The sequence below is a fragment of the Streptomyces sp. NPDC016309 genome, assembly GCF_043077235.1.
Lineage (GTDB): Bacteria > Actinomycetota > Actinomycetes > Streptomycetales > Streptomycetaceae > Streptomyces.
In genome coordinates this window covers 336,208-360,771 of record NZ_JBIBSG010000004.1, presented here as the reverse complement: position 1 = coordinate 360,771, position 24,564 = coordinate 336,208, and the positions used below count along the sequence as shown (strand labels likewise).

Below are 24,564 nucleotides of genomic sequence, written 5' to 3'. Positions count from 1 at the left end.
CTCCCTCGCCGGTGCCGGTGGAGCGATGATCTTACCAAGGTGCCCGCCGGACCGGAGGGTGGTCAGGTCGCCGGTCCGGCGGGCCGTCGGACGGGCCGCCGTGGCGGGCCCGTGGTCAGGAGGCGCGCCGGGGCACGTCGAAGCGGGTGAACGCGGAGCGCTTCGGCAGGCGGTAGGCCTCCCGGCCGGTGATCGCGTTGAGGATGGTCGCGTTGCGCACCGCCCCGATGTCCAGGTTCGGCGCCGAGACACCATGGCTGTGGATCTCGGCGTTCGCCACGAACACCCGCCCGCCGACGGCCCCGTCGAGCTCCACGGAGTGGTCCAGGCGCACCCGGGGACGGCCCCGCCCGTCCCTGCGCACAAGTCCGTCCACCGGCGCCAGGAAGCCGGGGGTGCGGTTGCGGTAGCCCGTCGCCGCCACCACCAGGTCGGTGGTGTGCTCGAAGCGCTCGCCCGTGTCCCGGTGACGGCACGTCAGCACCACCCCCCGGGACCCCTCCTCCATGGACGCCGACTCGACGGTGATCCCGAACCGCAGCTCCACGTCCGCCAGGCCGTGCTCCAACTGGCGCCGGTAGAGCAGCTCGTGGATCTCCTCCAGGGTGTCGGTGGAGACGCCCTTGTAGAACTGCCACTGCTCGCCCACCAGCCGGTCGCGGACCTCCTGGGGCAGCGAGTGGAAGTACTCCATGTACGCCGGGGTCGTCAGCTCCAGGTTCATCTTGGTGTAGTCGAGCGGGGCGAACGACGAGGTGCGGGTCAGCCAGCTCACGGCCGGGCCGCCCTCGACGTTCCGCCCGAGCAGGTCCACCACCACCTCGGCGCCCGACTGGCCGGAACCGACGACCGTCACCTTCCCGGCGGCGGCCACGTCGGCGGTCCGGTACAGGTAGTCGGAGGTGTGCAGCAGCACCGGCCCGGGCAGGCCGGCCAGCGCGTCCGGGACGTACGGCGCGGTGCCGATGCCCACCACCAGGTCGCGGGCGCGCATCCGCAGCCGGGTGCCGTCACCGCGTACCACCTCCACGGTGAAGCGCTCGGCCGCCGCGTCCCAGCGCACCTCCTCGACCCGGTGGGAGAAACGCACCGAGGGCAGCCTGGCCGCGGCCCAGCGCAGGTAGTCCTCGTACTCCCGGCGCGACGGGAAGAAGTTCTCCCGCACGGTGAACGTGTAGAGCCGGTCCATGTCGTGCAGGTAGGCGAGGAACGACAGGGGGTGCCACGGGGCGACCAGGGTGACCAGGTCGGCGAGGAAGTTCACCTGCATCGAGGCGTCGCCGAACATCATCCCCCGGTGCCAGGTCAGCTCGGGCCGCTCCTCCAGGACGACGAGGTCCACGTCGTCCACGGTCGACGCCAGTGCCGCCAGGCCCAGGTTGAACGGGCCGCAGCCGATGGCCACCACGTCGTGCTCGGCGGTCCGGACGGTGTCGGTCATCGGGGCATGTCCTCCTCCGTGCGCGGGTGGACGAGCAGGGCGGCCGTCTTCTCGGGGAAGGTGACCTCCCCGGCGGGGCGGAAGCCCGCCGCCCCGAACGCCCGCAGCGAGGGCACGTTGGTGACGTCCGGCTCGGCGACCACCCGGACGCACGCCGGGTCGGCGGCCAGCAGACCCCGGGCCAGGACCCGCAGCAGGGTCCGGCCCAGGCCCCGGCCGGTGCGGTCCGCGTCCCCGATGGCGATGTGGACGCCCAGGTCGTGCGGGAGTTCGGCGTAGTGTCCGGCGAGCCGGTCCCGTGCCACCCGGTACACCTCGACGTACGCGAGCGGCCGGCCGTCCAGGTCGATGAGCAGCGGCAGGATCGCGTCGCCCGCGAGGTGCCCGGCGATCTCCTCGTACCAGCGCTCGCGGGGCCACGCCTGGTGCCAGAAGGCGTCGATGTGCGGGGACCGCATCCACCCGTGCACCAGGTCCAGGTCGGCCCCCTCCGGGCGGGCGACACGGGCCGACCAGGGGGCGCTGAGCAGCGGCAGCGGGGGACCGGGCACGGTGGTGGCCGGGTGCTGGTGCGCGGACGTCATGCCGTGGCCTCCCGGAAGGGGTTGGGGGCGTCCAGGTAGACGGACTGGGCGTCCAGGGGGGCGAGGACCTCGTCGATGCCGTGCAGCCGGGTCAGCAGGTTGCCCTTGCACGGCAGGGTGTCCGCCTCCAGCCAGCGGCGCGCCAGCCGGTCGCCGTCCGGCCCGGCTTCCGCGAGCGCGGGCAGTGCCGCCCGCAGCCGGCCGGCGAGTACGGCGAGCAGGTCGCGCTCGTCCGCCAGGCCGTCGACGGCGAGGCAGCCGACGACCGACAGCGCCTGGTTGCGCAGCAGGTAGTACGAGAGCCGGTCGTCGACCAGCGCGTCGTCGACCACGGCCAGCGTGGAGGAGTCCACGCCGAGCCGCTCCAGCAGCCCGGGCAGACGGGACGCCGCCAGGTAATAGCCCTGGTTGTCGCGGAACGTGGCGCCCGTGACCCGGCCCCGCCCGTCCAGCCGGACCAGGGTGTTCTGCTGGTGGGCCTCCAGCCCGATGCCGGTCGCGGCGTACAGGTGCAGCATCGGCACCAGGACCGTGTCGGCGTAGTCGGCCGTCCACCGCTCGGCGGCGCCGGGGCCGAGCGCCGCGACCAGCTCGCCGAGGAGGCTGCGGCCGAGACCGGGGCGCGGGGCGACCAGACCCACCAGGCAGCGCAGTCCGCCGACGCCGTCCGGGACCTCGCGCACGGCGACGTCCAGGCCGGTCACCTCCGGGCCCTCCGGGCGGCCCGGCTCGTCCACCGCGAGCCAGGCGGGGTCGCGGGTGATGGCGAACCCGGGGTGCGCCAGGAAGGTGCTGTCGGCGTATCCGGCGTCGAGGAGCCGGTTGACCTCCAGGCCGCGCCGCAGCTCGGTGCGCGTCGATTCCCGGCGGGAGTTGGTCAGCCGCAGCCCGAGGGAGAGCTTCAGCATCACCTCGGCGCCCGGCCGGTACACCGTCCGCACGCTGGACGTCGGCCACCACTCCGGGCCCAGCTCGCCGAGCGGCTCCAGCGCCCCCGAGGCGACGAGCGCCGCGATCCGGGGCCGGTGGAGCAGGTCCCGGGCCTGCCATGGGTGGGCGGGCACCAGGACCCGGCCGTCGTCCGGGCGCCGTCCGGCCAGGTCGGCGAGGAGCGCGACGGTGTCCCGGCCGGCCAGGGAGGGCGCCCCCTCGACCGCGTCGTGGGAGACGACCGAGGCGTCGGCGGCGAACCAGTGCAGCCGGAAGGAGCCGCGCAGCTCGGGCGAGAAGGCGGCGGCCTCGTGGTCGGAGATCCCGTCACGGCTCTTGGGCGCGGGGTGGTGCAGATGGCCGAGCAGCAGCGCCTGTTCGGCGTCGAGGAAGCCGTCGACCCCGGGCGGCGGCTGCGGGTGGGCCCGCCGGTCGGTGAGGAACGCGGCGACCCGGCGTACGGACTCGGCGGTGCGCTCCACCAGGTCGGCGACCTCACCGGCCGGGACCCCGCCGGGCCGGCCGCCGCCGCGCACCGAGGCCTCGGTGGACAGCAGGGCGACGGCCGTCACCGGGTCGGCGACCGGGCCGAGCGGTCCGCCGGGGCCCTCCAGACGGGTCGGCGCGAAACGGTGCCAGCCGGTGGGGGAGCGGTGCGTCACCTCCGTGACCAGGGCGAGCCCGGCGGTGGGCAGCTCCACCCGGAGCGGGCCGGGTGCCACGGGCGTCCCCGTCTCGCGCAGCCAGCACCGGAGCAGGGCCTCGACGTGGGCGTGCTCGGCGGCGCCCCGGGGGTCGAGCGTGTGCAGCGGGTCGGCCGCGCCGGCCGGGGTGGTGGTTGCCGCCGTGGTGGTGATGCTCATGCGGCGCCCTCCTCGAAGAGTCGTTCACAGGTGCGGCCGGCGTCGAGGACGGTGTCCACGAGCCCGTCGATGTCGTCGGTGGTGGCGGTGGGGTTGAGCAGGGTGAACTTCAGGCACACCCGGGCCGGCGAGCCCGGTCCGCCGGTGGCCGCCTCGGTGCGCCCGACCAGGGCGGTGCCGGACTCCAGCAGGGTGCGCCGCAGCGCCCCGTTGAGCCGGTCCGACGAGGCCGGGTCGGCGCTGCGGTAGCGGAAGACCACCGTGGTCAGCTCGGCCGGGGCGACCAGTTCCAGCCGGGGCTCCGCGCGGACGCGCCGCTCGGCGTGGCGGGCCAGGTCGTGGCAGGTGTCGACCATGCGGCCCAGGCCGGTGCGGCCGTACGCCAGCAGGGTGGCGGCGGCCTTCACCGCGTCGGGCCGGCGGGTGGTCTGGAGGCTGCGGCCGAGGAGGCCGTCGTACCCGGCATCGGCGTCGTCGGCCGGGTTGAGGTAGGCGACCTGCCGGTCCAGGGAGGCGAACGCGGTCGTGTCGGAGACCAGCAGCACACTGGTGGCGGCCGGCTGCCAGCCGATCTTGTGCAGGTCCAGGGTGACCGAGTCGGCCAGCTCCAGCCCCGCCAGGCGTCCGGCCAGCCGCTCGGAGAACAGCGCGCCGAACCCGTACGCGGCGTCGACGTGCATCCACAGCCCCTGCTCCGCGGCGATCTCGGCGATCTCCGGCAGGGGGTCGACCGAGCCGAAGTCCGTGGTGCCGGCGGTGGCGACCACCGCGATCGGGGTCCGGTCCGGGCCCAGCGCGGCCAGGGCGGCGGCGAGCGCGTCGGGCCGCATCCGCCGGTGCGCGTCGACCGGTACGGGGCGTACGGCGGCCTCGCCCAGCCCGAGGGCGGCGCAGGCGCGGTGGGTGGAGAAGTGGGCGAGCTCGGAGCAGAACACCACGGGGCCCGGCAGCGCGGCCACCCCGTGCGCGCGGGCGTCGACGCCGCGCCGCAGCGCGGCGGAGTCCCGGGCGAGCAGCAGGCCCATCAGGTTGGACAGGGACCCGCCGGGCGTGAGGACGCCATCGGCCCGCTCCCCGAGCCCGGCCAGCCGGATCAGGGCGTCGATGAGCCAGCGTTCGACCGCCAGGGCGGAGGCGCCGGAGTCGTAGGTGTCCAGGGAGGCGTTGCCGGCGCCGGCCAGGGCGTCCGCGGCGACCGCGACCGCCAGCGCCGGCGGTTGCAGATGCGCGGCGGCGCGCGGGTGGGACAGGTCGATGCCGTGCTCGACCAGCACCGTGGTCAGCAACTGGAGCGCGGCCTTGGGGCCGAGCCCCTCCGCGGGCAGTTCGGCGGGGCCGAGCGCCCGCGCGGCCGCGGCGAGGACGTCGGCGGGGGCGCCCGCCGGGACGGGGCCGTCCGGCCGGCGCGCGTGCGACGCGGTGTCGACCGCCTCGGCGAGCGTGGCGAGGACCTCGGCGAGCCCGTCGCGGGAGCCGGCGAGCAGGGCCGGTGCGAAGGGGGACTGCGGGGGTCGCGTCCTGGTCAGCGGGGTCACGCCCGGTCTCCTCGGTGCTCGGCCAGCGGGTTGGGGTGCGTGCCGTTCGGGTACAGCGCGTGCCGCAGCGCCCGGTCGGTGTAGCGGGTGACCACGATCCGGTCGCGGTTGAGGCCGTAGCGGGGGATCTCGGGGGTGAGCAGGTCGTACTCGGCGAACCGCTCGGACAGCTCGGGGAACCGCTTCTGGAAGTCGAGGATCGTCCGCCGCACCAGGCCCCAGAACTCCTTCTCCGGCACGCCGAGGCCGTCGGCGCACAGGGGCGCGAGGTAGCGGAAGTGGCCGACGAAGACCTGGTCGACGACGTGCTGTTTGATGATCGAGGGGTGTTTGCGGGGAAGCACGTGGTCGTGGCCGTCCGGTTCGGGACCGCGCTCGGGCACGTCGGTGAACGACACGCACACGTCGTCCACGAAGTCCTTCAGGTACAGGCGGACCGGCACGTCGTCCCCGTCGTACCCGATCAGGGTGTTCTGCCCGTGCGGGTTGAAGGTGACGCCGTAGCGGTACAGCACGTGCATCACCGGCACCAGGAGGGTGTCGAAGAGGCGCCGCAGCCACTCCCGCGGGTCGAGCCCGGAGGCGCGGACGAGTTCGGCGACGAACGCGTCACCGGCACTGTCGACGTGGAGCAGGGACGCGAAGGTGCGCACCCGCTCGCCGGGGTCCTTGCGCGATGACACCGACTCGCGCCAGATGCAGCCGAGCGTCTCCAGGTGCTGGTAGGGCGTGTCCTCCAGCCGGGTGAGGTAGGGGTGCCGGACGGTCACCGAGGCCACCTCGCCGAGGAAGACGGTGCGGCACTCCTCGGTCAGGAAGGCGTCCCGCTCCACGAGCCCGCGCAGCCACTGGGTGACCACGGGCGCGCCCATGGTGCAGTGCGGCGGGATGCCGCGCCAGACCAGGGTGTTGAGGATCTTCAGGGGGAGTTTGACGTCGTACCGCTCGGGGGTGGTGACGTTGGCCATCGTCCGGATGGACTGGCCGGGCAGGTACGCGTCCGGGCTCTCGCCCAGCGGGATGACGCGGCGCTGCGCCACGTCGGCGGCGTGCAGGACCTGGACGGCGTGGTCCCACTGCCAGGGGTGCACGGGCATCCAGACGTAGCCCTGGGGGTCGACGCCCGCCGCCTGGAGCACGGCCGTGAACCGGGCGCGGGTCTCCTCGTCCAGTTCGCGGGCCAGGACGTCGCTCTCGGACAGTTCGGAGGTGCCCCGGAACTCGGCCAGGCCGCGGTGCACGGCCACCCACAGGAGCGCCAGCGACCGCGCGGACTCGGGGGCGTAGGCGCGGACGTCGGTGGCGGAGAAGCCGATGCGGCCCTTGTTGGCGACGAGCAGGTTGTGCCCGGTCATCCGGCATTCCAGCTCGGTGTGGTCCAGGGCGCGCAGTTCCGCCACGGTCTCGCCGCCGTGGGTGATGCGGGCGGCGTCGACGGCCAGGGTGGCGGACAGCTCGGTGAAGTAGGTGGCGACGGTCGAGGGGTCGGTGCCGAGGGTGGAGGCGGCCTCGACGAGGAACTGCTGGGCGTCCCAGGCGGGTTGGGCGATGGCGTTCCCGAGCATGCTGGTGGCGGTGCGGGTGATGGACGCCGGGTCGACCCGCAGCCAGCCGAAGGCCCCGGGGGTGGCCTCGAACGCGTAGGTGGTGCCGCTGTCGAGGTCGACGCGGTACCCGCCGTCGCCGGTCCCGACCGCCTTGAGCATGTCCTCGAAGCACCATTCACCGATCGCTTTGGCGAGGAGGCGCCGGTTGGCCTCGCGCCAGGCCGCGAGGGCCACATCGGGCAGCGCGGGAACGGGATGGTCGGCGGGGGTGGGCATCAGGCGGCTCCGATGTCTGTCCGGATCAGTGCGCTCGAACGCCTGGACGTCCAAGCGGGCTTAGATTAGGTTAGGCTTACCTAATGGACAAGGTCAACTTTCAGCCACCCCAGGCCAGTTGACGCCTGACGCAACGTCAGCCATGACGGACCGTCGGCTGGACCCGGGCGGGGAAGGGCCCCAGCCCCCGCTCTCCAAGGAGGTGATCAGCGGTGCCACCACGGCCTCGGACCCCGCGCTGGACCTTCGCCCTCGTCAGCGCCGGTGGCGTGATGATGACCCTGGACGTCACGGTGGTGAACGTCGCGCTGTCCGGCATCGCCCAGGACCTGGAAACGGGCCTGGGCAAGGCGCAGTGGACCGTGTCGGCCTACTCCCTGGCCTTCGGCGCCCTGCTCCTCACCGCCGGCGCGCTCTCCGACCGCCTGGGGCGCCGCACCGTCTTCACCGCCGGCATGGCCCTGTTCACCCTCGCGTCCGCCGCCTGCGGACTGGCGCCCGGCGCCGGCACCCTCATCGCCGCCCGCGCAGCCCAGGGGCTGGGCGGCGCCATGGTGTTCGCCCCCACCCTCGCCCTGCTGGCCGCCGCGTACGCCGGGGCCCGCCGCCAGGCCGCGATAGCCGCCTTCGCCGCCATCGCCTCCGCCGCCGGCGCGCTCGGCCCCATCGTCGGCGGACTCTTCGTCCAACTGCTCGGCTGGCGCTGGATCTTCCTGGTCAACGTGCCCATCGGCATCCTGGTCGTGGCGGGCGCGCTCAGCCGCATGCCCGAGTCGACGGCCCCGCCGGGCACCCGGCGCCGGCTGGACCCGCTGGGCGCCGCCCTCGGCGTGGGGGCGCTCCTCGCGCTGCACTACCCACTGGTCACCGGCCCCGAGGCCGGCTGGACGGCACCGCGGGTGCTGCTCCCGGCCGCCCTCGGGGTCGTTCTCGCCGCCGCCCTGGTGGTCAGCCAGCGCCGGGGCGACGGCCTGCTCGACATGACCCTGCTGCGGATCAGGGCCTTCTCCGGCGCCGCCCTGCTGGGCTTCCTCGCCCGGCTCTCCAGCCTCGGCGTCCTCGCCTTCGTCACGCTCTGGCTCCAGAGCGCCCACGCGTACTCGCCCCTGGAGGTCGGACTGCACCTGCTCCCGCTGACCGGCAGCCTGCTGGTGGCCGGGCTGTTCGTCGCCCGCCTCCAACGGGCCCTGCCCGCCGACCTGCTGGTCGCCGGCGGCTTCGCGGCACAGGGCCTGGGGCTGCTCGGGCTCGCCGCCGCCGGGGCGGGCGGCGACCGCGCCCTCACGGTGGCCGCGCTGGTGCTCCTGGGCACCGGAGGGGCCGTCATCTTCCCGCCCCTGATGGGCATCGCGGTGGGTGCCGCGCCCGCCGACCGGGCCGGTATGGCCAGCGGGCTGACCAACGCCTGCTACCCGCTCGGCACCGCCACCGGCGTCGCCGTCTTCGGCGCCCTGTTCTCCGCCCGGCTGAGCGACGGCCTCGGTACGGGGCCGGGAGCCACCGGGCCGGTGCGCGAGGCCGTCGAGACCGGAAGGTTCGAGCTCCTCGACCCCGCGCTCCTGCCCGTCGCGCGCACCGCCTTCGCGGGGGCGTTCAGCACCGTGTGCCTGGCCTCGGCGCTGGTGTGCCTGGTCGGCGTGCTGGCCGCCCGGACGCTCAGGGCCGGGACGGAGGCCGCGGGCGGCCGCGCGGAGCGCCCCCGGTCCCGGATCGCCCGGGCCTCCTGAGCCGCCCGACCGGTCGCCGGGGCCTCGTGGGGCGCCCCACCCGGTCCCCGGTCGCCGGGGCCTCCCGGGGCGCTCCACCCGAGCCTTGGCGGCCCGGGCCTTCCGGGGCGCCCCACCGGCCGGCCCACCCCGTCACAGCCGCCGCAGCAGCCACACCAGGTACGGGGCGCCGACCAGCGCCGTGACGATGCCCACCGGGATCTCGGTCGGTGCCAGCAGCCAGCGCCCCAGCGCGTCCGAGGACACCACCAGCACCGCCCCCAGCACGGCGGCCATCGGTACCATCCGCGCCGTGCCGTTGCCCACGATCCGCCGCGCCAGGTGCGGCGCCACCAGGCCCACGAAGCCCACCGCGCCCACCGCCGCCGCCGTACCCGCCGCCAGCACCGCGCCCGCGCCCAGCACGAGCAGCCGGGCCCGGCCCAGCTCCAGCCCCAGGGCGCGCGGCAGTTCGTCGCCGAGCGACAGCAGGTTCACCGGCCGCGCGGCGACCACCAGCAGCACCGCCACCACCGCGGGCAGGGCCAGCCAGCCCAGCGCGGAGTAGTCCCGGGCGTAGGTGCTGCCCGCCAGCCAGCCGAGCGCCGACGAGACGTTCATCTGCGCGCCCACGACCATGATGTTGACCAGCGCCATCGAGGTGGCGGCGGCCCCGAGGCCCACCAGCACCACCCGGGTCGGGTCCAGCCCGGTCCGGACGCCCCCGGTGCCGCCCCGGGCGACCAGCACCACCAGCGCCAGCATCAGCACGCCGCCCGTCCCCGCGGCCGCCGGCAGGGCCACCAGCGGCGCCGAGGGCACCACCAGGATGACCGCGATCGCGCCGAGCGACGCCCCGCCGGTCACCCCGACGAGCCCGGGCTCGGCCAGCGGGTTGCGCACCACCGCCTGCACCGCCGCCCCCGCCACCGCGAGGCACGCCCCGGCCAGCGCGGCCACCAGGACGCGGGGCAGCCGGTAGTCCACCACCGCCTCGGTGATCCCCTCCGCCGAACCGAACAGCGCCGCCCCCAGCCGGCTCCAGGTGATCTCGACGTCCCCCACGCGCAGCGAGACGGCCATCGCGACGGCCAGCGCCACCAGCCCGCCGCCCAGGGCCACCACGTAGGCGGGGGCGCGCCGCCGGCCGGACACGACCACCGCGGCGCCCGTGTCGGCGTCACCGGTGCTCACCCGGCGGGCCAGCGCCATGAACACCGGGCCGCCGATCAGCGCCGTCACCACACCCACCGGGATCTCGGCGGGCTGCGTGGCGGACGGCGTGACGATCAACTGCGCGGCCGCGTCGGCGCCCAGCACCAGCGCGGAGGCCAGCAGCGCCGCCATCGGGATGAGCGCGGCGTGCGCGCGGATGCCGAGCTGACGGACGATCACCGGCCCGATGAGCCCCACGAAGCCGATCGGCCCGGCCAGCGACACGGCCGCGGCCGACAGCAGCACGGCGACCAGGAAGGCGGCCGGGCGCACCTTCTCCACCCGTACACCCATGGCCTCGGCCGTCTCGTCCCCCAGCGCCAGCAGGTCCAGCGGCCGGGCCAGCAGCGGGGCCAGCAGCGCGCCGGCGGCGACGACCGCGCCCAGCACCAGCGGCCGCTCCAGGCCAGACTGCATCAGGGTGCCGTTGCCCCAGAAGAACAGCCCGCGGGTCGCCTGCACGTCGAGCATCTGGAGGAACTCGGCCGCCGACGTCCCCGCCAGCGCCACGGTCGCACCGGCGAGCAGCACCCGCCCGGGCGTCATCACACCGCTGCGGCTGAGCAGGTACACCACTGCGACCGCGACGAGCCCGCCCAGGAACGCCGCCCCGCCGGCCGGCAGTGGCCCCAGGTCGATCCCGGCGAAGGCCACGAGCACCACCGCGAAGTACGCCCCGGCGTTGACGCCCAGCGTGTCGGGCGCCGCCAGCGGGTTGCGGGTCGCGCCCTGGACGAGGACCCCGGACACGCCGAGCGCGACGCCGACGACCAGCCCGGTGAGCGTGCGCGGCAGCCGGCTGCCGAGCAGGACGTCCTCGGTGCGCGCGTCGCCGTGGCCGAGGAGCAGGTCCAGGATGTCGCCGGTGCCCACGCCCGACGCGCCCAGCCCGAGGTGGACCACGACGACCAGGCACAGGGCGAGGGACAGGCCACCGCCCACGAGCACGGCTCGTGGGCGGTGGCCGAGCGGACGGGCGGTGGGTGCGGCCGTCGTCAGTTCCCGGGCCATCAGACCTTCAGGGCCTTGCCGGTCTCGTCGAGGATGTGGATCGCGGACAGCGGCCCCCCGAAGAGCCAGGTGCCCGGGTCGAGCGGCAGCGCCCGGTCCTTCGCGACGAAGTCCAGGCCCTTCCACACGGCGTTGCCCGCCAGGTCGCCGGTGAACGGGTTGTCGTTGTCGGCGGCGACGTACAGGAACGTGGCGTCCTTCTCGACCTTGGTCAGGCCCTCGACACCGACCGTCGTCATGCCCCACGCGTCGGACTGGCCCTTCCAGCCGTTCTTCAGCCCGGCGAGGCCCAGCACCTGCGGGGCGATGGCGTCGTCGGTGAGCATCCGGATGGACGCGGTGCCGTTGGCGGTGAAGCCCTGTGCGAGCGCGTACTTCAGGCCGCCCTTGCCCGCCTTGTCCAGCCTGCCCTTCAGGTCGGCGGCCGCGGTGTCGATCCGGCCGGTGACCTCCGCTGCCTTGTCCCCCTTGCCGACCGCCTTCGCCAGCTCGCCGAAGTTCTTCTTCATCGTCTCCAGTTGCGGCTTGGTGGTGTACGTGAACGACAGCACCGGCGCGATGGCCCGGAGCTGCTTGAGGTTGGCCTTCGACCGGTCGTTGTCGATCACGATCAGGTCCGGCTGGAGGGCCCGGATCTTCTCCAGGCTGGGCTCGTTGCGGTCGCCCACGTCGGTCACCCCGCCGGGCAGGCCGGCCCCCTTGGCGGTGATCCAGGTGCCGTACCCCTTGTTGTCGGCGTTGCCGACCGGGGTGACGCCGAGGGCGACCAGTTCCTCGGTGTACGTCCACTCCAGCGCCACGACCTTGGTCGCGGGCTTGTCCAGGCTCACCTTGCCCTGGGCGGTGTCGACGGTGATACGCCCCTTCGCGGGCCCGCCGCCGCTCTTCCCGTCGCCCGTGGTCTCCCCGACAGTGCCGGAGCCGCATCCGGTGACGAGGGCCAGGGCCACGGCGGTACCGCCCGTCGCGAGGGCGCGCAGCATTCTCTGCATGGTGCATCTCTCCTTGTGTGCTGGTGGTGCGGAGCGCGGGCGGACCGCCGGCGCGGCGCCGGGTCCGGGACGCGGCGGGGGCCGGGACCGCCGGGTTCAGGACGCGGCGGGGGCCTGGGACCGCCGGGGGAAACAGGCGAGGTAGCCGGTGGCCGGATCACGGACGACGCTGACGCGCAGGCCGAAGGCTCGCTCGATGACGTCCGGGGTGAGCACGTCGTCGGCCGCTCCCGAGGCGGCGATGCCGCCGTCGGCGACCACCACGACGTCGTCGGCGTAGGCGGCGGCCTGCATCAGGTCGTGCAGCACCACGCCCACGGCGATGTCGTGCTCCCGCGCCAGCCGCCGCACCACGTCGAGGACTTCGAACTGGTGGCGCATGTCGAGGTACGTGGTGGGCTCGTCCAGCAGCAGCACCCCGGCCCGCTGCGCCAGCACCATGGCCAGCCAGGCGCGCTGGCGCTCGCCGCCCGACAGCTCGTCGAGGCGCCGCTCGACCAGGGGGGCGGCGTCGGTGACGTCGAGCGCCCAGTCGATCGCCTCCGTGTCCTCGCCCGTGTGCGGGGCGAGCGCGCCGCGATGGGCGTACCTGCCGTGCCGTACCAGCTCACGGACCGTCACCCCGGCCGGGGCCTGCGAGGTCTGGGGGAGGAACGCCAGCCGCTGCGACAACGTGCGGCGGGCGAACGACGCGAGCGGGGCGCCGTCGACCCGGACCTCCCCGGCGAGCGGCGGCAGCAGCCCCGCCACCGTACGCAACAGGGTGGACTTGCCGCAGCCGTTGGGGCCGACCAGCACGGTGATCGCCCCCGCCCGTAACGACAGGTCGACCTGCTTCAGCACCGGGCGACCGCCGTGCCCCACGTCGAGGTCCTTCGCCACCAGGCGGACGTCGCCCATGGACACCAACTTCCCTTCCCCCACCGCCGTTCCGACGGCGCCACCCTACAACTTAGGTAAGGCACACCTTAGATGTCCGGCGTCGATCGGCTCCCTTGTGACCATGTCGAGATCTCCCTCACTACCCCACGCCCCCTCCGCGCACACTCAAGGCCCTTGTGCGTCATGGTTGTTGAGGAGTACTGACACACGTCCCGCACACCGTGGGCGGGGCGGGGACGGCATGAGGACGGTACGGGGAGAATCCTTTCGGGAGGTCCGCGCCTCTTATACGTGTCCCGGCGACCGCGCCGGGCCGGACAAGGGAGGTCGCCGTGATCACCGCAATCGCCGTCGCCGTCGGAGCCGTCCTGCTCTGCGCGTGCACACTGGCCGTACTGCGCAGACGGGGGCGGACCCGTGGCTGAGACGACGCGCTGGCCCGGCGAACGGCTGGTCGCCGCCGCCCAGCGCGGTGACGTCGCCTCGCTCACCGCGCTGGTGTCCGGCGCCCACCCGAACGTGCGGCGCTTCGCCCGCTCCCTGTGCGCCACTCCGGAGGACGCCGAGGACGCGGCACAGGAGGCGCTGATCATCCTGTACCGCAAGATCGGGATGCTGCGGGCGTCCGGCGCCCTGGCGTCCTGGATGTTCCGCATCGTCCGCAACGAGTGCCTGCGGCGCGCCCGAACGGTGCTGCGGGACCAGGCGCAGCCGCTGGACCACGCCCTGCCGGAGGCCGCCACCGTGCGGTCGGCCGAGGAGGAGGTGCTCCAGCGCCTGGAAGCCGGCCGGGTGGCGGCCGCCATCGCCGCGCTGCCGGACGACCAGCGCCGGGTGCTGATCATGCGGGACGTCCAGGGCCACAGCGGCCGGACGGTCGCCGACGCCCTGGGCCTCAGCACGGCCGCCATGAAGTCACGGCTGCACCGGGCCCGCGCGGCCCTCCAGCACGCACTGCCGGACCCGTCCGGCCCGGACCACGGAAGGAACCGATGACGGTGACGAGTACAGGGACCCCCGATTTCGCCAGTGCGTCGCTGCCCCGGCACCTGGCCCGCGGCGCGGCCGGGTTCGGCGCCCTGATCGGCGCGTTCGCCCTGCTGCCGGTCGTCGGGCCATGGAGCCTGCTCCTGCTGCCGGCCGGCGTGCTGGCGCTGCGCGGCTGCCCGATGTGCTGGACGATCGGCCTGGTCCAGACCGTGACGCGAGGACGCCTGGAGCGCTCCTGCGAGGACGGCCGGTGCACCCTCGCTCCCGCCGGCCGGACCGGGCGAGGGCTCCACGAACCGGTGCCCTGACGGCCTGCCGGCCCGCCCCGGGGACGGGCATGCCCCCACCGTGCCCGTCCTCACGCCACCCTGGGGAACGCCCGTCCCGGCGAGGCGAAAGTCACTCGATCCCGCGCCCGTACCGCCTTACGATGATCATTCGTGACCTCTGACAGACGCCGCCTCCTCGGACGGGGGCCCGGCGCGACGGCCCGGGAGACCGGGGCGACCGCCGCCCACAGGCCCCGCATCGTGGCCTCCCAGGCCGACCTCGACAACGGCCCCCTCCACCGCCTCAACCTCCCCGATCTGGACGAGCTGCGGGACCGGGGCGTCCTGGACGCGCACCCCCTGACAGACTGACGCCCGTGAGTACGACGCGCCGCCCGCTGGGCACCGGACCCCGCCCCGACGCCACCACGACGGACCCGAGGGCCGACCGCGGCCGCACCGTCGCCGAGCTCGCGGCCGAACTGGCCGCCGCCACCGGCCGGGACGCCCCCGCACCGCAGCCCGCCGGGCGCCGCCACCTGGGCCACGGACCCCGCTCCGGCACCGGCCGCTGAACCCGTACACACACCGAAGCCCCGCCGGGCCGGTGGCCGGGCGGGGCTTCGGAAGTGCGAGCGTCGGGGCGACGGGCCCTCACGCGTGCCGTCGTGCCCACACCGGGGTGACGAAGGCGATGAGCACGGCGGCGATGCCGATCTGGAAGACATGACGGATCCAGTCGATGCCGCCGGTGTCACGGACGCCGAAGGCGGTGGCCAGCGCGTTGCCCGCCACGGCGCCGACGATGCCCAGGACGACGGTGAGCCACAGGGGGATGGGCTGGCGTCCGGGCAGGACGAGCTTCGCGAGCAGACCGATGATGAGTCCCGCGATGATGGCCCAGAGGAACGACACGGCAACTCCTTCCGTTCTTTGCCCCGACCTTCGGGTACCGCTCCGCATGCCCCCGCCGGCCGGCCATAAGCATCGTGTGCCGTACACCCGCGTCCCGGCGCCCGTGTCCCGGTCCGTGCCCGCTGCTTCAGCCGACCAGCCGCCGCAGCACGATCCGCGGCGAGTGGCGGACCAGCAACGCGGCGGCCGCGCCGATGGCGGCCCCGACGGCGACGTCGCTCGGGTAGTGGGCGCCCGAGTGGACCCGTCCGACCGCCACGCACCCCGCCGGGAGCACACACGCCGCGCCCGCCCGGGGCCAGGGCCCCGCGGCGGCGACCGCGAAGCCGACGGCGGCCGCCGTGTGCCCGGACGGGAACGACGAACTGTCCGGCCGGTCGTGCACGTCGTCGTGCGGGATCAGCTCCTCGGGCGGCCGGCGGCGCTCGTACAACTGCTTGCACACCGCGTTGGACAGCAGCTCCGCCAGCCCCATGCCGGCGAGTCCCGCGACGGCGGCGGCCCGGCCCCGGCCGCCCCCGGCCACGGCCATCACCCCGGCCACCGCCCACCACAGCTTGGTGCGTTCGGCCGCCGACTGCGCCGCCGGCAGGAGCCGGCGGGCGAAGGGCGTCCGCCAGGCCGCCGCCCGGCGGGTGAGGTCGCGGTCCACTCGCTTCAGATCAGTCACACCACCCATGATCAGCGGTTTCCCACCCCGGCCGCCCGCACACCCGCCACCCCGGCCCCGCGCATCCGCCACCCCGGCCCCGCACATCCGCTGCCCCGGGCGCCCGCACACCCGCCGCCCCGGCCGCCCCTGCCCCCGGTTGCGGGCCGCCGGGCGTGGATGTCCCATGGGCGGGTAACCGCAGGTCCACATGATCGCCGGGTGGTCGCCCTGCCCAGGCCATCGGGAGGCAGGATGCGAGGACGGTGGTACGTCCCCTGGGTCACCGTGCCGGCCCTTCTCGCCACGGCGAGCGCCTGCGGCACTCCCGCCGAGAGGCGCGACGACGTCACCGCGGAAGTCACCCGTTTCGAGCGGGCGCTGGACGCCGGCGAGCGGGAGCGGCTGTGCGCCGCCCTCGCCCCCGCCACCAGGGAGGAACTGGAGCAGTCCGCCAAGAGCGGCTGCGACGCGGCGGTCGCCCGGGCGGTCGAGGAACACGACCTGCCCGCCGCCGGGGCCGTACGGGACGTGGACGTGTACGGCGACCAGGCGCGGGTGGTGCTGGAACGGGACACCGTGTTCCTCGCCCGCTTCCCCGGCGGGTGGAAGGTGACGGCCGCCGGCTGCCGGCCACGGCCCCAGCGGCCGTACGCGTGCGGGATCAAGGGCGGGTGAGGACACCATGAAGACCCTGTTCACCGTGACCCTGCTCATCATCGGCTGCGGTCTGGCGTACTTCACGACGCTGGGACTGATGCACCGGTGAGCGCCGCGAAGCGGACGGGCGGCACCGCCGCACCCGCCGGGCACCGCGCGCGGCGCTTCCTCCGGCACAACGGCCTGGGCCTGTTCTTCCTGGGCGCCTTCCTCGTCTCCCTGATCGGTCAGGCCATCGCCGGTCACGCGGAGTTCACCAACCAGCTCGTCGCCGACGGGATGCCCCCGATCGGCTTCGGCACGTACCTGACCACGTCGGACTTCGCCGTCGACGTCACGGAGAACTGGCAGTCGGAGTACCTCCAGTTCTTCCTCTACATCTTCGGCACCGTGTGGCTGCTGCAACGCGGTTCGCCGGAGTCCAAGGAGCCCGGCAAGGAGGGCCCGGAGTCCGACGAGGACCAGAAGGTGGGGGAGCACGCCAAGGGCGACTCGCCCCGCTGGGCCGCGTACACCGACTGGCGCGGGGTGCTCTTCTCCCGCTCGCTGGGCCTGGTGATGGGCACCATCTTCCTGCTGTCCTGGCTGTCCCAGTCGATCACCGGGGTCGCGGCCTACAACGAGCAGCGGTTGCGCGGGCTCGAGGCGCCCGTCACCTGGGCCGGCTACCTCTCCTCGGCGGACTTCTGGAGCCGCACCCTCCAGAACTGGCAGTCCGAGATGCTGGCGGTCGCCTCCATGGCCGTCCTGTCCATCTACCTCCGGCAGCGTGGTTCCCCGGAGTCGAAGCCGGTCGGCGCGGCCCACGGCGCCACCGGCGTCGAAGGCTGAGCCCCCGCGCCCCGCCTCCCTGCCCACCGTCCCCACCCCCGCCACCGTCCCCATCGCCCCCGGAGGCACGCATGGACGCTTCGGTCGACCGGATCGCGCAGCCCTGGGGCGGACGCACCCCCTACGCCCGGCACGCGCCGTGGCCGGTGCGCGTGGACACGTACCTGGGACGACCACCAGGAGCGTGCGGGATGAACGGCGTCACCCTTGTTCTCCGCGCCCTCCACCACGGGGAGAAGCACCTGGTCAGGGAGCTCACGGTGGTCTCCCAGCGGCACCGCACCGACCACGAGGTCCACCACGTGGCCACCGACCTCGCCCGCTGGTCCCGCACCCACGTCCAGCGGCTGGCCGACACCGCCCGGGCCCACGGCCTGCACCTCGGCGCACCCCCCCGACGGCGACTCCCACGGGCCGCTGGGCACCCTGAGGGAGAAGGCGGCCGAAGCGGCCGGCCACCGCCCCGAACCCGGCCTGCTCTTCCTGTGCGACCTCAGGGAACTGCACCTGGCCGCCACGGAGAACAGCCTGCACTGGGAGATGCTGGCGCAGGCCGCCCAGGCGGGCCGGGACGACCGGCTCCTCGCCCTCGCCTTCGACTGCCATCCGGAGACCCTGCGCCAGATGCGCTGGACCAACTCCATGATCAAGAACCTCGCCCCGCAGATCCTGACCGGCCTCTGAGCCGCCGCGCGGCCGGCACCGGCTGTCGGCCACCGGAGTGAAGTGCCGGGCCGGTACGAGCCCGGGGGCGAGTGGCGGGGGACATATCCGAGCACGTTCGGACCAGGACGCGGGCCGGTGCAGGGCGTACAGCGGTGTCACCGCCCGCCGCACCCGCCCCGAGGCCCCCGGGCGCTCCCGCGTCCCCGGTGTGCGGACCCGGCCGGCGGGCACCCGTCCACCAACGAAAAGGAGCAGACACACCATGGGACACGGCGGAAACGTCATTCAGGAACTGACCACGGACCACCGCGAGGTCGACGAACTCTTCGCACGGATCGAAGCGCTCCCGCCCGGCGACGAGCAGCGCCGCGACCTGGCCGACCAGCTCACCATGGAGCTGATCCGCCACTCGGTCGCGGAGGAGGAGTACCTCTACCCGACGGTGCGCCGGTACGTCGACGGGGGCGACGACATCGCCGACAAGGAGATCGCCGACCACGCCGAGGTCGAGCGCATGCTCAAGGAACTCGAGGGCTGCGAGCCCGGCGACGGTCGCTTCGACGGCCTGATCACCCGGCTGAAGGCGTCCGTCACCGAGCACGTCGCCGACGAGGAGAACCGGCTGTTCCCGCTGCTGGCCGAGTCCTGCTCCGCCGACGCCCTGGCGCAGCTCGGCGACAAGGTCCGCGCGGCCAAGAAGACCGCCCCCACCCGCCCCCACCCGTCCGCCCCGGACACTCCCCCCGCGAACAAGCTTCTCGCCCCGGGCGCCGGCATGGTCGACCGCCTCCGCGACATGCTCAGCGGCCGCGGCCGCTGACCCCCACCCCACGGCCCGGCCCCCCGCGGGGCCGGGCCCCCACGTCACCGGCCGCCGCCTACAGCCAGTCCTTCTTCTTGAAGACCACGTACAGACTCGTGCACACCACCGCCATCAGCACCACCGCGAACGGATACCCGCCCGCCCAGTGCAGCTCCGGCATGTGGTCGAAGTTCATGCCGTAGATGGTGCCGACCAGGGTGGGGGCGAAGAGGATGGCGGCCCAAGCGGAGATCTTCTTGAAGTTGTCGTCCTCGGGGCGCTGACCTGCGCAGATAGCTACGGAAGGCATCCTGAGCTGCGGCTTTGCATCTTTCCGGGGCTTGCACCGTGCCGCAGATTTGCGCGGTCGATTCTCCCCAGACGCTCCCCAGCGGTGGTCATTCTCCCCAGATTCTCCCCAGCGAGAGCTGCGCTGAGAGGGAGCAGCCACTGGTGGGGCCGTCGTCCTGCCGTGCGAACGTCGACTACATAGCGTTCCGAGACCGAGCGGGCACGTTACTGGCGCCCGCCTCGACGGCTTCGCAGTGCCCAGCGCGGAGGTGGCTGCGACCTCGAGCCGCAGTCACCAGCCTGGCCCATGGTGCGGCAGCCCTGGTCGTCTGGCTCATGACCTGACGATCGACGCAGCTCAGAGACCGCCCTCGGCGGCCGCTGGTGCCCGCACGGCACCACGTCACCGTCTTTGTCGAAGACTCGGCGTCATGACCCGAGTTCACCCACACCGTGATGCCTTGATCATGCATGACCACGTTGAACGGCGACTGCTCCGGCTCAGCCTCGGTCACCACAGTGAACTCCTCACCCGGACGCATCCAGTGATCGGTTCCCCACGGCTCGACCCCACGGGCACACCATGCTGCTGGTCTCGTGGCTCACGCTCGTCTTGGACACGCTCGCACCCTAGTAACCAGCAACCCGATCGACCGGACAGGTCCTAGTCGGCCCACGCCGCTCAGGTCCTCGGCGACCCCTCCATCGGGCCCCGGAGGGCCGTCTCCGAGGTGAAGCGCCATCTGCCCGAATCCCACCACCGGCCGCGGGTCCCGCACAGCCCAGCGCGGCTCAGGATGGTCCTCGCGGAGAGCCTGCCGTTCTAGCAGGACGCGCAGCACGAGGGCCTCGCTGGCAAAGGCGCCCCGGTGGTGGGCCCGGGTCGACATCAGTCCGTGAAACGGGGCGCGGGCGGCCGCGGGCTGCGAGGGCGACGGGAACGGGAGCGGCGCCGGCGCCAGTTGCGGGGCGGCGTCCAGGCCGCCCCGCCACGGCGGCAGGGGACAGGCGGCGAACACCCGGGCGGGCGGCACTGGCGGAGGCAGCGTCGCTGAGCAGCACTTCCCGCCCCTGCGAGCAAACACGACCCGCCGGAACCGTGGGACCCGGCACACACCAGACGCGACATCTGGGACCTCGCCAGCCCGCGAACCGTCCAAGGAACCGAAACGGGCCGCCGGCTAACCCGACGACCCGTCACGAAAGATCGAGGCTATATGACCTCAAGTGACACGCTTGCAATCGCAGCAAGGACGCTGACCTGAACTGGCCCTTCTGTTCTGAACCAGATCAATGTCGGAAGCGACGATGAGCGGATCAGCTCCAGTGACAACTCTTCCGGCCATGGCGAATCACTCGGCTCCAGAAGCGTTGCCGCGACCTGATCCAGTGGCGCGTCACCAGGGTCCGCCGGTCGTTCGATCGCACAGAAGTAGACGTCACGAAAGGCGAGCGTAATATCCGGCTTCTCCGGTCCCCAGTGTAGCCCGAGCTCGAGCGCGTCGGAGCCGTCGATCCGCTCTAGCGATAGCCGATCCAGGAAGTATCCCTGACAACGAGGGGCGACTTCGAGGAACTTGCGAAGTGAACTCACCGATTCACCATCTCACCAGTCGAGTGCTGCTGCGTAACCTGACCATCCGGGGCATACCTAGGACGGTAGTTCTTTTGATTCGGACCAGGATCAATTGTGGGGCCGAGCCTCATCACTTCTCCGTTCGGCCTGATCCAGATCTGACTGCCGTCCGAGTGATCATAGCGGCGGTATCCACCCTTGGTTTCCGACGTGAAGGTAAAACCTCGACCGAGTATCTCTTGCTCAGCCTCAGCCAAACTCTTCCCATGGAGGTTGGAGATGCCCGTTACACCGCAAGCTTCATTGCTGTTGTGGACCAGTACCGGAGTGGTCCCCACGAGGACGTAGTAGGTGTGGAGGTCGGCGACCGTCAGGTTGTAGACGCGCTGCTCGGGGACGGTCCACGCCCGGATCGAGGTGACCGGCACGTTCTCGCCGGCGGCGGTCCGCAGCGGCATGCCGTCCTTGACGTCGGCGGCCTTCTTCCAGGTATTACTCGTGCCCGCCACCCAGAACGGGTGCCCGTCGGTGGAAACCACCGCACCCTTGCGGGAGGTACCGGATCCGCCGACGCCGATCTCGACCAGGTTCTTCGATCCGGCGCCGACGATGGTCGCCTGAACAGCCTTGGCCTCCGTGCGGCCGGTCTGCGGGTCGGTGGCGAAGACTTGGTCGCCGACGCGGATGTCTTCGATCACCTTGGCACGACGGTCGGCCATCAGGACCCGGGTTCCCGGGACGAAGCTGTTTTTCTCGCACGGCGCCTTCCTGAGCACTTTGAGCTTGAGGGCGGCCAAGGCGAGGTCGCCGAGGCATGAGTTCGACTTGCCGGTGAGGCACTTCTCGATCTCGTCGGCGCCGATGTACCAGGCGATCAGGCGGTCGAGGTAGGTGCTGGTGATGCATGCCATGCCGCCGGCTCCGTCGCCGCCGCAGACCAGCAGGTCGCCGGACCAGTCTGGGTTGCCCATGATGTACTTGCTGCGGTACTCGACCAGTCGCTTTTCCAGAGACTTTCGGAGCTCATCGTCGGACAGCGGCTTGCTGGCCTCCTGGGCTTCCTTCTGAATCTGTGTTTTGAGTTCCGCCACGAGCTTGTCCGCGGCGACCTTCAGGGCTTCGGTCGAGGCCTTGGCGGCTGCTGCGGCGTCCTTGCCCGCGGCCTCAGCGGATATGCCGGCCCGATAGGCGGCCACGTTAGCCTGGTGGGCGTAGTGGCTGGCGCTACTGGCTGAGCGTTGGGCGCGTTCGGCGGATCGGGCGGCGGATTGGGCGTCCTGCTGGGCGGCCGCAGCTGCGTTTCTGGCCGTCTTCGCGGACTCGGCGGCGCGGTTGGCGGACTGGGCCGCTTGACTGGCCGAGTTGTTCGCCTGCTCGGCGTACTGGTCCGCCTCGCGGGCTGATTTTCTAGCCGCTTCCGCCCACCTGAGGGCCTCGGTGGCGTCGTCGCGGGCATCCGCGGCTACCCTCTGGGCTTCCGCGGCGTCCTTGTGGGCGAGCGCTGCCGACTTGTAGGCGGCCTGGAGCAGGATGTTGATCTCGGCGATGTGGGCGGCGGCGTTGGCGTCACGCTGGCGCGCCTTGTGCAGCCCGATCTCCAGGAAGGTACGCAGCCCGGACGGAGGCCCTGACAGCGCGGCCTGCGCCGCGGCCTGGACTTCAGCGCCGCCGGTGGCGAGGGCTTGGGCGACCGCCACGCGGTCGTCGTCCTCACGGGCCTTGTACTGTCCGACCTCCAGGAACTGGTGCAGGTCGGCCGCGGTCCCGTCCAGCGCCTTGCTGGCGGCAGCCTTCACCCCCGGACCGCCCTTGGCCATGATCTTGCCGACGGTGACCCGGTCGTCGTCCGCCTTGCCCGGGTAGGCGCGGGTGCGCAGGAACTCCCGCACCTGGACGATCGGCTTGTCGACAACGTCCAGGGCAGCCTGCTGCTGCGCGGGAATGCTGGTGGTTGCGGCGATGTGTGCCGCGCTGGCGCGGTCGTCCTGCTCCATGGCCACCGTGAGCCTGGTGCGCACGAACTCGGCGATGTCTGCGTCAGTACCGGCCAGAGCCTCCTGGGCGGCGACGCGTACCCAGGTTCCGCCGCTGCCCAGCAGGTTGACGGCAGCCTGCCGGCCCTTGGCGGTCGTGACCGCTGGGTCCGTTGATGCTGCGGCCTGTGCCAGTAGTTCTTCGGTCTGGATGCTGAGCTTCTGGAGGCGGCCGACCTCCCACTGGGCAGCGGCCACGCGGGTGTCATGGGCACGATTGGCCTCTTCCGCAGCCAGAACAGCGTTGTCCTGCTGCTGAGCCAGACGCTCTGCGTCGGCCTTACGAGCCAGGCCCGCCACACTCGAGGCCTGCTCGGCTGCCGTCAGCGCGTTGTTGGCGGCCTGGGTGGCGGCGTTCGCCGCGGCGGTCGACTGCTTGGCAGCGTCGACCGCCTTGCCTGCCTCGTCGGCGGCTTTGTCCGCGGCCGCCGCTGCGGCTTCGGCGTGAGCGGCGGCGTCGTTGGCCGCCTGTCGCGACTGCCTGGCGGCAGTGGCGGCCTGACTGGCGTTGGCCTGCGCGGCACCCGCCGCGCGCGTAGCCTGGCCAGCGAGCCGCTTGGCCCGCGCCGCCGCTGCGGCCGCTTCATTGCTCTTGGACCCCGCCTCGCCCGCCCAGCGCCCGGCGTCAGCTGCCGCCGCGGCGGCAGCAGCGGCGTTGGCACCCGCGCTCGCCGCGGCTCCGGCCGCCTTCGCGGCATTGTCGGCTGCCACACCGGCCTGTTCAGCGGCGGCCGCCGCCTTCTTGGCCCCCTTCGCGGCGTCACGGGCCTGCTGCGCGGCCAACCGGGCCTGCTGCGCCCGAGAGGCATCCTTGGCCGCGGCAGCGGCGGCAAACCTCGCCGAGGAGGCTGCGCTACCGGCCCGGCTGGCGGCATAAGCAGCCTGCGCTGCCGCAGTCGCGGCCACACGTGCCGTCGCGTTCGCGGCCGCAGCCGCGGACACCGCCGTACGGGCCGACTGGGCTGCACGATCGGCGGCAGCCGCCGCCCGGGACGCTGCCGCCGCTGCCTTCCCTGCTGATGCCTTCGACTTCGAAGCCTCGCTGGCCGCGAGCAGCGCCGCTTCCTTGGCTGCCTTTGTGGCGCTCTCCGCCTTGGCCGCTTCCTCCTTGGCGGTCTCGGTCAGCTCATGCGCCCGCTTCTGCGCAGCATCGGCGAGGTCGGCCAGTTGTGCGACGCTGAGCGTTTCCTGATCACGCGCGGCGGCGATCGCCCATCCGTCGTCCAAGAACTCCTGGACGTCCTCGGCCGTGCCGTCCAGGGCCTGTCCGGCGAGCTTCTTGATATTCGGGCCGCCGGAGAACATCAACTGGCCGACACGCACCATGTTGTCGTCTTCCCGGGCCCGGTGCTGGCCCTCCTGCACGAACGCACGCCAGTCGTCCGGCGTGCCGTCCAGCGCCTTGCCGGCCGCCTTCTTCACCCCCGGTCCACCGAAGGCCATGATCTGCGCCACCTGGACGCGGAGATCGTCTTCGTAGGCAGGGACGAAGTCCTTGTTCAGGAAGGCCTGCAGCTCCTCCTTACCACCGTCGAGGGCCGCGTTTGCAGCCTTGCGCACGCCCGGACCGCCCATGGCCATGACCTGGGCGACCTGCACCCGCAGATCATCCAGGGAAAGGTTGGGTAGGTCCTGGACCATGAATGTCTGGACGTCCTCGTCCGACCCCGCCAGGGCAGCCTCGGCCGCCCGGCGCACGCCCGGACCTCCGTACTCCCATTCCAGGAGAACATCGGATCTGTAGTACACCCGCGCCTTGTCCTCGGCCTTGGCAGGACTCAGATCGACCCCCAGGACCATCCCCAGGGCTACAAGCGCTGCCACGACACCGCGCCATCCAGGCGCGGCTCGCAATCTGGCATTCAAGTTGTCACTTCCCTACTTGACTGTCATTCAAGAA

General features: G+C 73.1%; 20 protein-coding genes and 2 pseudogenes. 9 read left to right on the top strand and 13 right to left on the bottom strand.

The window, feature by feature from the left end; all coding sequences use genetic code 11:
* Window positions 1–115: 115 nt before the first annotated feature.
* From ACF068_RS12550 to ACF068_RS12530, 5 genes are read right to left on the bottom strand one after another with little or no spacing between them, the layout of a single operon-like run.
* On the bottom strand, window positions 116–1,441 hold the full coding sequence (locus tag ACF068_RS12550; protein WP_392274183.1) for a lysine N(6)-hydroxylase/L-ornithine N(5)-oxygenase family protein: 1,326 nt from the start codon (window positions 1,439–1,441) through the stop codon (window positions 116–118).
* Window positions 1,438–2,025 (bottom strand): GNAT family N-acetyltransferase, encoded by a 588-nt coding sequence (locus tag ACF068_RS12545; RefSeq protein ID WP_392274182.1) that lies wholly within the window; start codon window positions 2,023–2,025, stop codon window positions 1,438–1,440. Before ACF068_RS12545 ends, ACF068_RS12550 begins: the two co-directional genes overlap by 4 nt.
* Window positions 2,022–3,818: an IucA/IucC family protein gene (locus tag ACF068_RS12540; protein WP_392274181.1), complete on the bottom strand. Its 1,797-nt coding sequence runs from the start codon at window positions 3,816–3,818 to the stop codon at window positions 2,022–2,024. The genes ACF068_RS12545 and ACF068_RS12540 overlap by 4 nt, the downstream gene beginning before the upstream one ends.
* Window positions 3,815–5,353, bottom strand: coding sequence for a pyridoxal phosphate-dependent decarboxylase family protein (locus ACF068_RS12535; RefSeq protein ID WP_392274180.1), 1,539 nt, complete (start codon window positions 5,351–5,353; stop codon window positions 3,815–3,817). The genes ACF068_RS12540 and ACF068_RS12535 overlap by 4 nt, the downstream gene beginning before the upstream one ends.
* On the bottom strand, window positions 5,350–7,176 hold the full coding sequence (locus ACF068_RS12530; protein WP_392274179.1) for an IucA/IucC family protein: 1,827 nt from the start codon (window positions 7,174–7,176) through the stop codon (window positions 5,350–5,352). The genes ACF068_RS12535 and ACF068_RS12530 overlap by 4 nt, the downstream gene beginning before the upstream one ends.
* Window positions 7,177–7,388: 212 nt before the next feature.
* Between ACF068_RS12530 and ACF068_RS12525 the strand changes: the two genes are divergently transcribed.
* Entirely contained in the window at window positions 7,389–8,903 is a 1,515-nt protein-coding gene (locus ACF068_RS12525) for an MFS transporter (protein WP_392274178.1), read from the top strand.
* Window positions 8,904–9,035: 132 nt separating this feature from the next.
* On the opposite strand, the gene ACF068_RS12520 is transcribed toward ACF068_RS12525, so the two are convergent.
* From ACF068_RS12520 to ACF068_RS12510, 3 genes are all read right to left on the bottom strand, one after another.
* Window positions 9,036–11,108, bottom strand: coding sequence for an iron ABC transporter permease (locus tag ACF068_RS12520; protein WP_392274177.1), 2,073 nt, complete (start codon window positions 11,106–11,108; stop codon window positions 9,036–9,038).
* Window positions 11,108–12,100, bottom strand: a complete 993-nt coding sequence (locus ACF068_RS12515; protein ID WP_392274176.1) for an ABC transporter substrate-binding protein — start codon at window positions 12,098–12,100, stop codon at window positions 11,108–11,110. The genes ACF068_RS12520 and ACF068_RS12515 overlap by 1 nt, the downstream gene beginning before the upstream one ends.
* 96 nt (window positions 12,101–12,196) lie before the next feature.
* Window positions 12,197–13,000: an ABC transporter ATP-binding protein gene (locus ACF068_RS12510; RefSeq protein WP_392274175.1), complete on the bottom strand. Its 804-nt coding sequence runs from the start codon at window positions 12,998–13,000 to the stop codon at window positions 12,197–12,199.
* Between the two features lie 399 nt (window positions 13,001–13,399).
* Here ACF068_RS12510 and ACF068_RS12505 point away from each other — a divergent pair, with 399 nt between their 5' ends.
* The 4 genes from ACF068_RS12505 to ACF068_RS12490 all read left to right on the top strand — a co-directional run bounded on the left by ACF068_RS12505 (window position 13,400) and on the right by ACF068_RS12490 (window position 14,816).
* Complete coding sequence (locus tag ACF068_RS12505; protein ID WP_392274174.1) at window positions 13,400–13,978, top strand: RNA polymerase sigma factor; 579 nt, start codon at window positions 13,400–13,402, stop codon at window positions 13,976–13,978.
* Window positions 13,975–14,280 carry a hypothetical protein gene (locus tag ACF068_RS12500; RefSeq protein ID WP_392274173.1) on the top strand — a complete coding sequence of 102 codons (306 nt, stop codon included), beginning with the start codon at window positions 13,975–13,977 and terminating at the stop codon, window positions 14,278–14,280. The genes ACF068_RS12505 and ACF068_RS12500 overlap by 4 nt, the downstream gene beginning before the upstream one ends.
* Before the next feature lie 132 nt (window positions 14,281–14,412).
* Window positions 14,413–14,613, top strand: coding sequence for a hypothetical protein (locus tag ACF068_RS12495; protein WP_392274172.1), 201 nt, complete (start codon window positions 14,413–14,415; stop codon window positions 14,611–14,613).
* A gap of 5 nt (window positions 14,614–14,618) precedes the next feature.
* Entirely contained in the window at window positions 14,619–14,816 is a 198-nt protein-coding gene (locus ACF068_RS12490) for a hypothetical protein (RefSeq protein ID WP_392274171.1), read from the top strand.
* Window positions 14,817–14,895: 79 nt separating this feature from the next.
* Here the strand turns inward: ACF068_RS12490 and ACF068_RS12485 are convergent, their stop codons facing one another.
* Window positions 14,896–15,156 (bottom strand): GlsB/YeaQ/YmgE family stress response membrane protein, encoded by a 261-nt coding sequence (locus tag ACF068_RS12485; RefSeq protein ID WP_392274170.1) that lies wholly within the window; start codon window positions 15,154–15,156, stop codon window positions 14,896–14,898.
* A gap of 127 nt (window positions 15,157–15,283) precedes the next feature.
* On the bottom strand, window positions 15,284–15,835 hold the full coding sequence (locus ACF068_RS12480; protein ID WP_392274169.1) for a phosphatase PAP2 family protein: 552 nt from the start codon (window positions 15,833–15,835) through the stop codon (window positions 15,284–15,286).
* Between the two features lie 225 nt (window positions 15,836–16,060).
* On the opposite strand from ACF068_RS12480, the gene ACF068_RS12475 reads away from it, so the two are divergent.
* The 4 genes and pseudogenes from ACF068_RS12475 to ACF068_RS12460 all read left to right on the top strand — a co-directional run bounded on the left by ACF068_RS12475 (window position 16,061) and on the right by ACF068_RS12460 (window position 18,782).
* Window positions 16,061–16,483, top strand: coding sequence for a hypothetical protein (locus tag ACF068_RS12475; RefSeq protein WP_392274168.1), 423 nt, complete (start codon window positions 16,061–16,063; stop codon window positions 16,481–16,483).
* An 87-nt stretch (window positions 16,484–16,570) separates the two neighbouring features.
* The gene (locus ACF068_RS12470; RefSeq protein ID WP_392274167.1) at window positions 16,571–17,296 is read left to right on the top strand and encodes a DUF6766 family protein; all 726 of its coding nucleotides are present in this window, start codon (window positions 16,571–16,573) and stop codon (window positions 17,294–17,296) included.
* Between the two features lie 191 nt (window positions 17,297–17,487).
* Window positions 17,488–17,980: pseudogene (locus ACF068_RS12465) on the top strand (hypothetical protein).
* A 244-nt stretch (window positions 17,981–18,224) separates the two neighbouring features.
* Entirely contained in the window at window positions 18,225–18,782 is a 558-nt protein-coding gene (locus ACF068_RS12460; RefSeq protein WP_392274166.1) for a hemerythrin domain-containing protein, read from the top strand.
* A gap of 58 nt (window positions 18,783–18,840) precedes the next feature.
* Here the strand turns inward: ACF068_RS12460 and ACF068_RS12455 are convergent.
* From ACF068_RS12455 to ACF068_RS12445, 3 genes and pseudogenes are all read right to left on the bottom strand, one after another.
* Window positions 18,841–19,026 (bottom strand): annotated as a pseudogene (locus tag ACF068_RS12455) (CorA family divalent cation transporter); the annotation flags it as partial.
* A 1,242-nt stretch (window positions 19,027–20,268) separates the two neighbouring features.
* Entirely contained in the window at window positions 20,269–20,649 is a 381-nt protein-coding gene (locus ACF068_RS12450) for a hypothetical protein (RefSeq protein ID WP_392274165.1), read from the bottom strand.
* Window positions 20,646–24,488 (bottom strand): polymorphic toxin-type HINT domain-containing protein, encoded by a 3,843-nt coding sequence (locus ACF068_RS12445; RefSeq protein WP_392274164.1) that lies wholly within the window; start codon window positions 24,486–24,488, stop codon window positions 20,646–20,648. Before ACF068_RS12445 ends, ACF068_RS12450 begins: the two co-directional genes overlap by 4 nt.
* Window positions 24,489–24,564: the final 76 nt, after the last annotated feature.

Bases quoted from the DNA above. Each gene is read 5' to 3' on its own strand.
- ACF068_RS12550 (WP_392274183.1), bottom strand. From the start codon at position 1,441: ATGACCGACACCGTCCGGACCGCCGAGCACGACGTGGTGGCCATCGGC.
- ACF068_RS12545 (WP_392274182.1), bottom strand. From the start codon at position 2,025: ATGACGTCCGCGCACCAGCACCCGGCCACCACCGTGCCCGGTCCCCCG.
- ACF068_RS12540 (WP_392274181.1), bottom strand. From the start codon at position 3,818: ATGAGCATCACCACCACGGCGGCAACCACCACCCCGGCCGGCGCGGCC.
- ACF068_RS12530 (WP_392274179.1), bottom strand. From the start codon at position 7,176: ATGCCCACCCCCGCCGACCATCCCGTTCCCGCGCTGCCCGATGTGGCC.
- ACF068_RS12520 (WP_392274177.1), bottom strand. From the start codon at position 11,108: ATGGCCCGGGAACTGACGACGGCCGCACCCACCGCCCGTCCGCTCGGC.
- ACF068_RS12515 (WP_392274176.1), bottom strand. From the start codon at position 12,100: ATGCAGAGAATGCTGCGCGCCCTCGCGACGGGCGGTACCGCCGTGGCC.
- ACF068_RS12510 (WP_392274175.1), bottom strand. From the start codon at position 13,000: ATGGGCGACGTCCGCCTGGTGGCGAAGGACCTCGACGTGGGGCACGGC.
- ACF068_RS12500 (WP_392274173.1), top strand. From the start codon at position 13,975: ATGACGGTGACGAGTACAGGGACCCCCGATTTCGCCAGTGCGTCGCTG.
- ACF068_RS12480 (WP_392274169.1), bottom strand. From the start codon at position 15,835: ATGGGTGGTGTGACTGATCTGAAGCGAGTGGACCGCGACCTCACCCGC.
- ACF068_RS12475 (WP_392274168.1), top strand. From the start codon at position 16,061: ATGCGAGGACGGTGGTACGTCCCCTGGGTCACCGTGCCGGCCCTTCTC.
- ACF068_RS12460 (WP_392274166.1), top strand. From the start codon at position 18,225: ATGGGACACGGCGGAAACGTCATTCAGGAACTGACCACGGACCACCGC.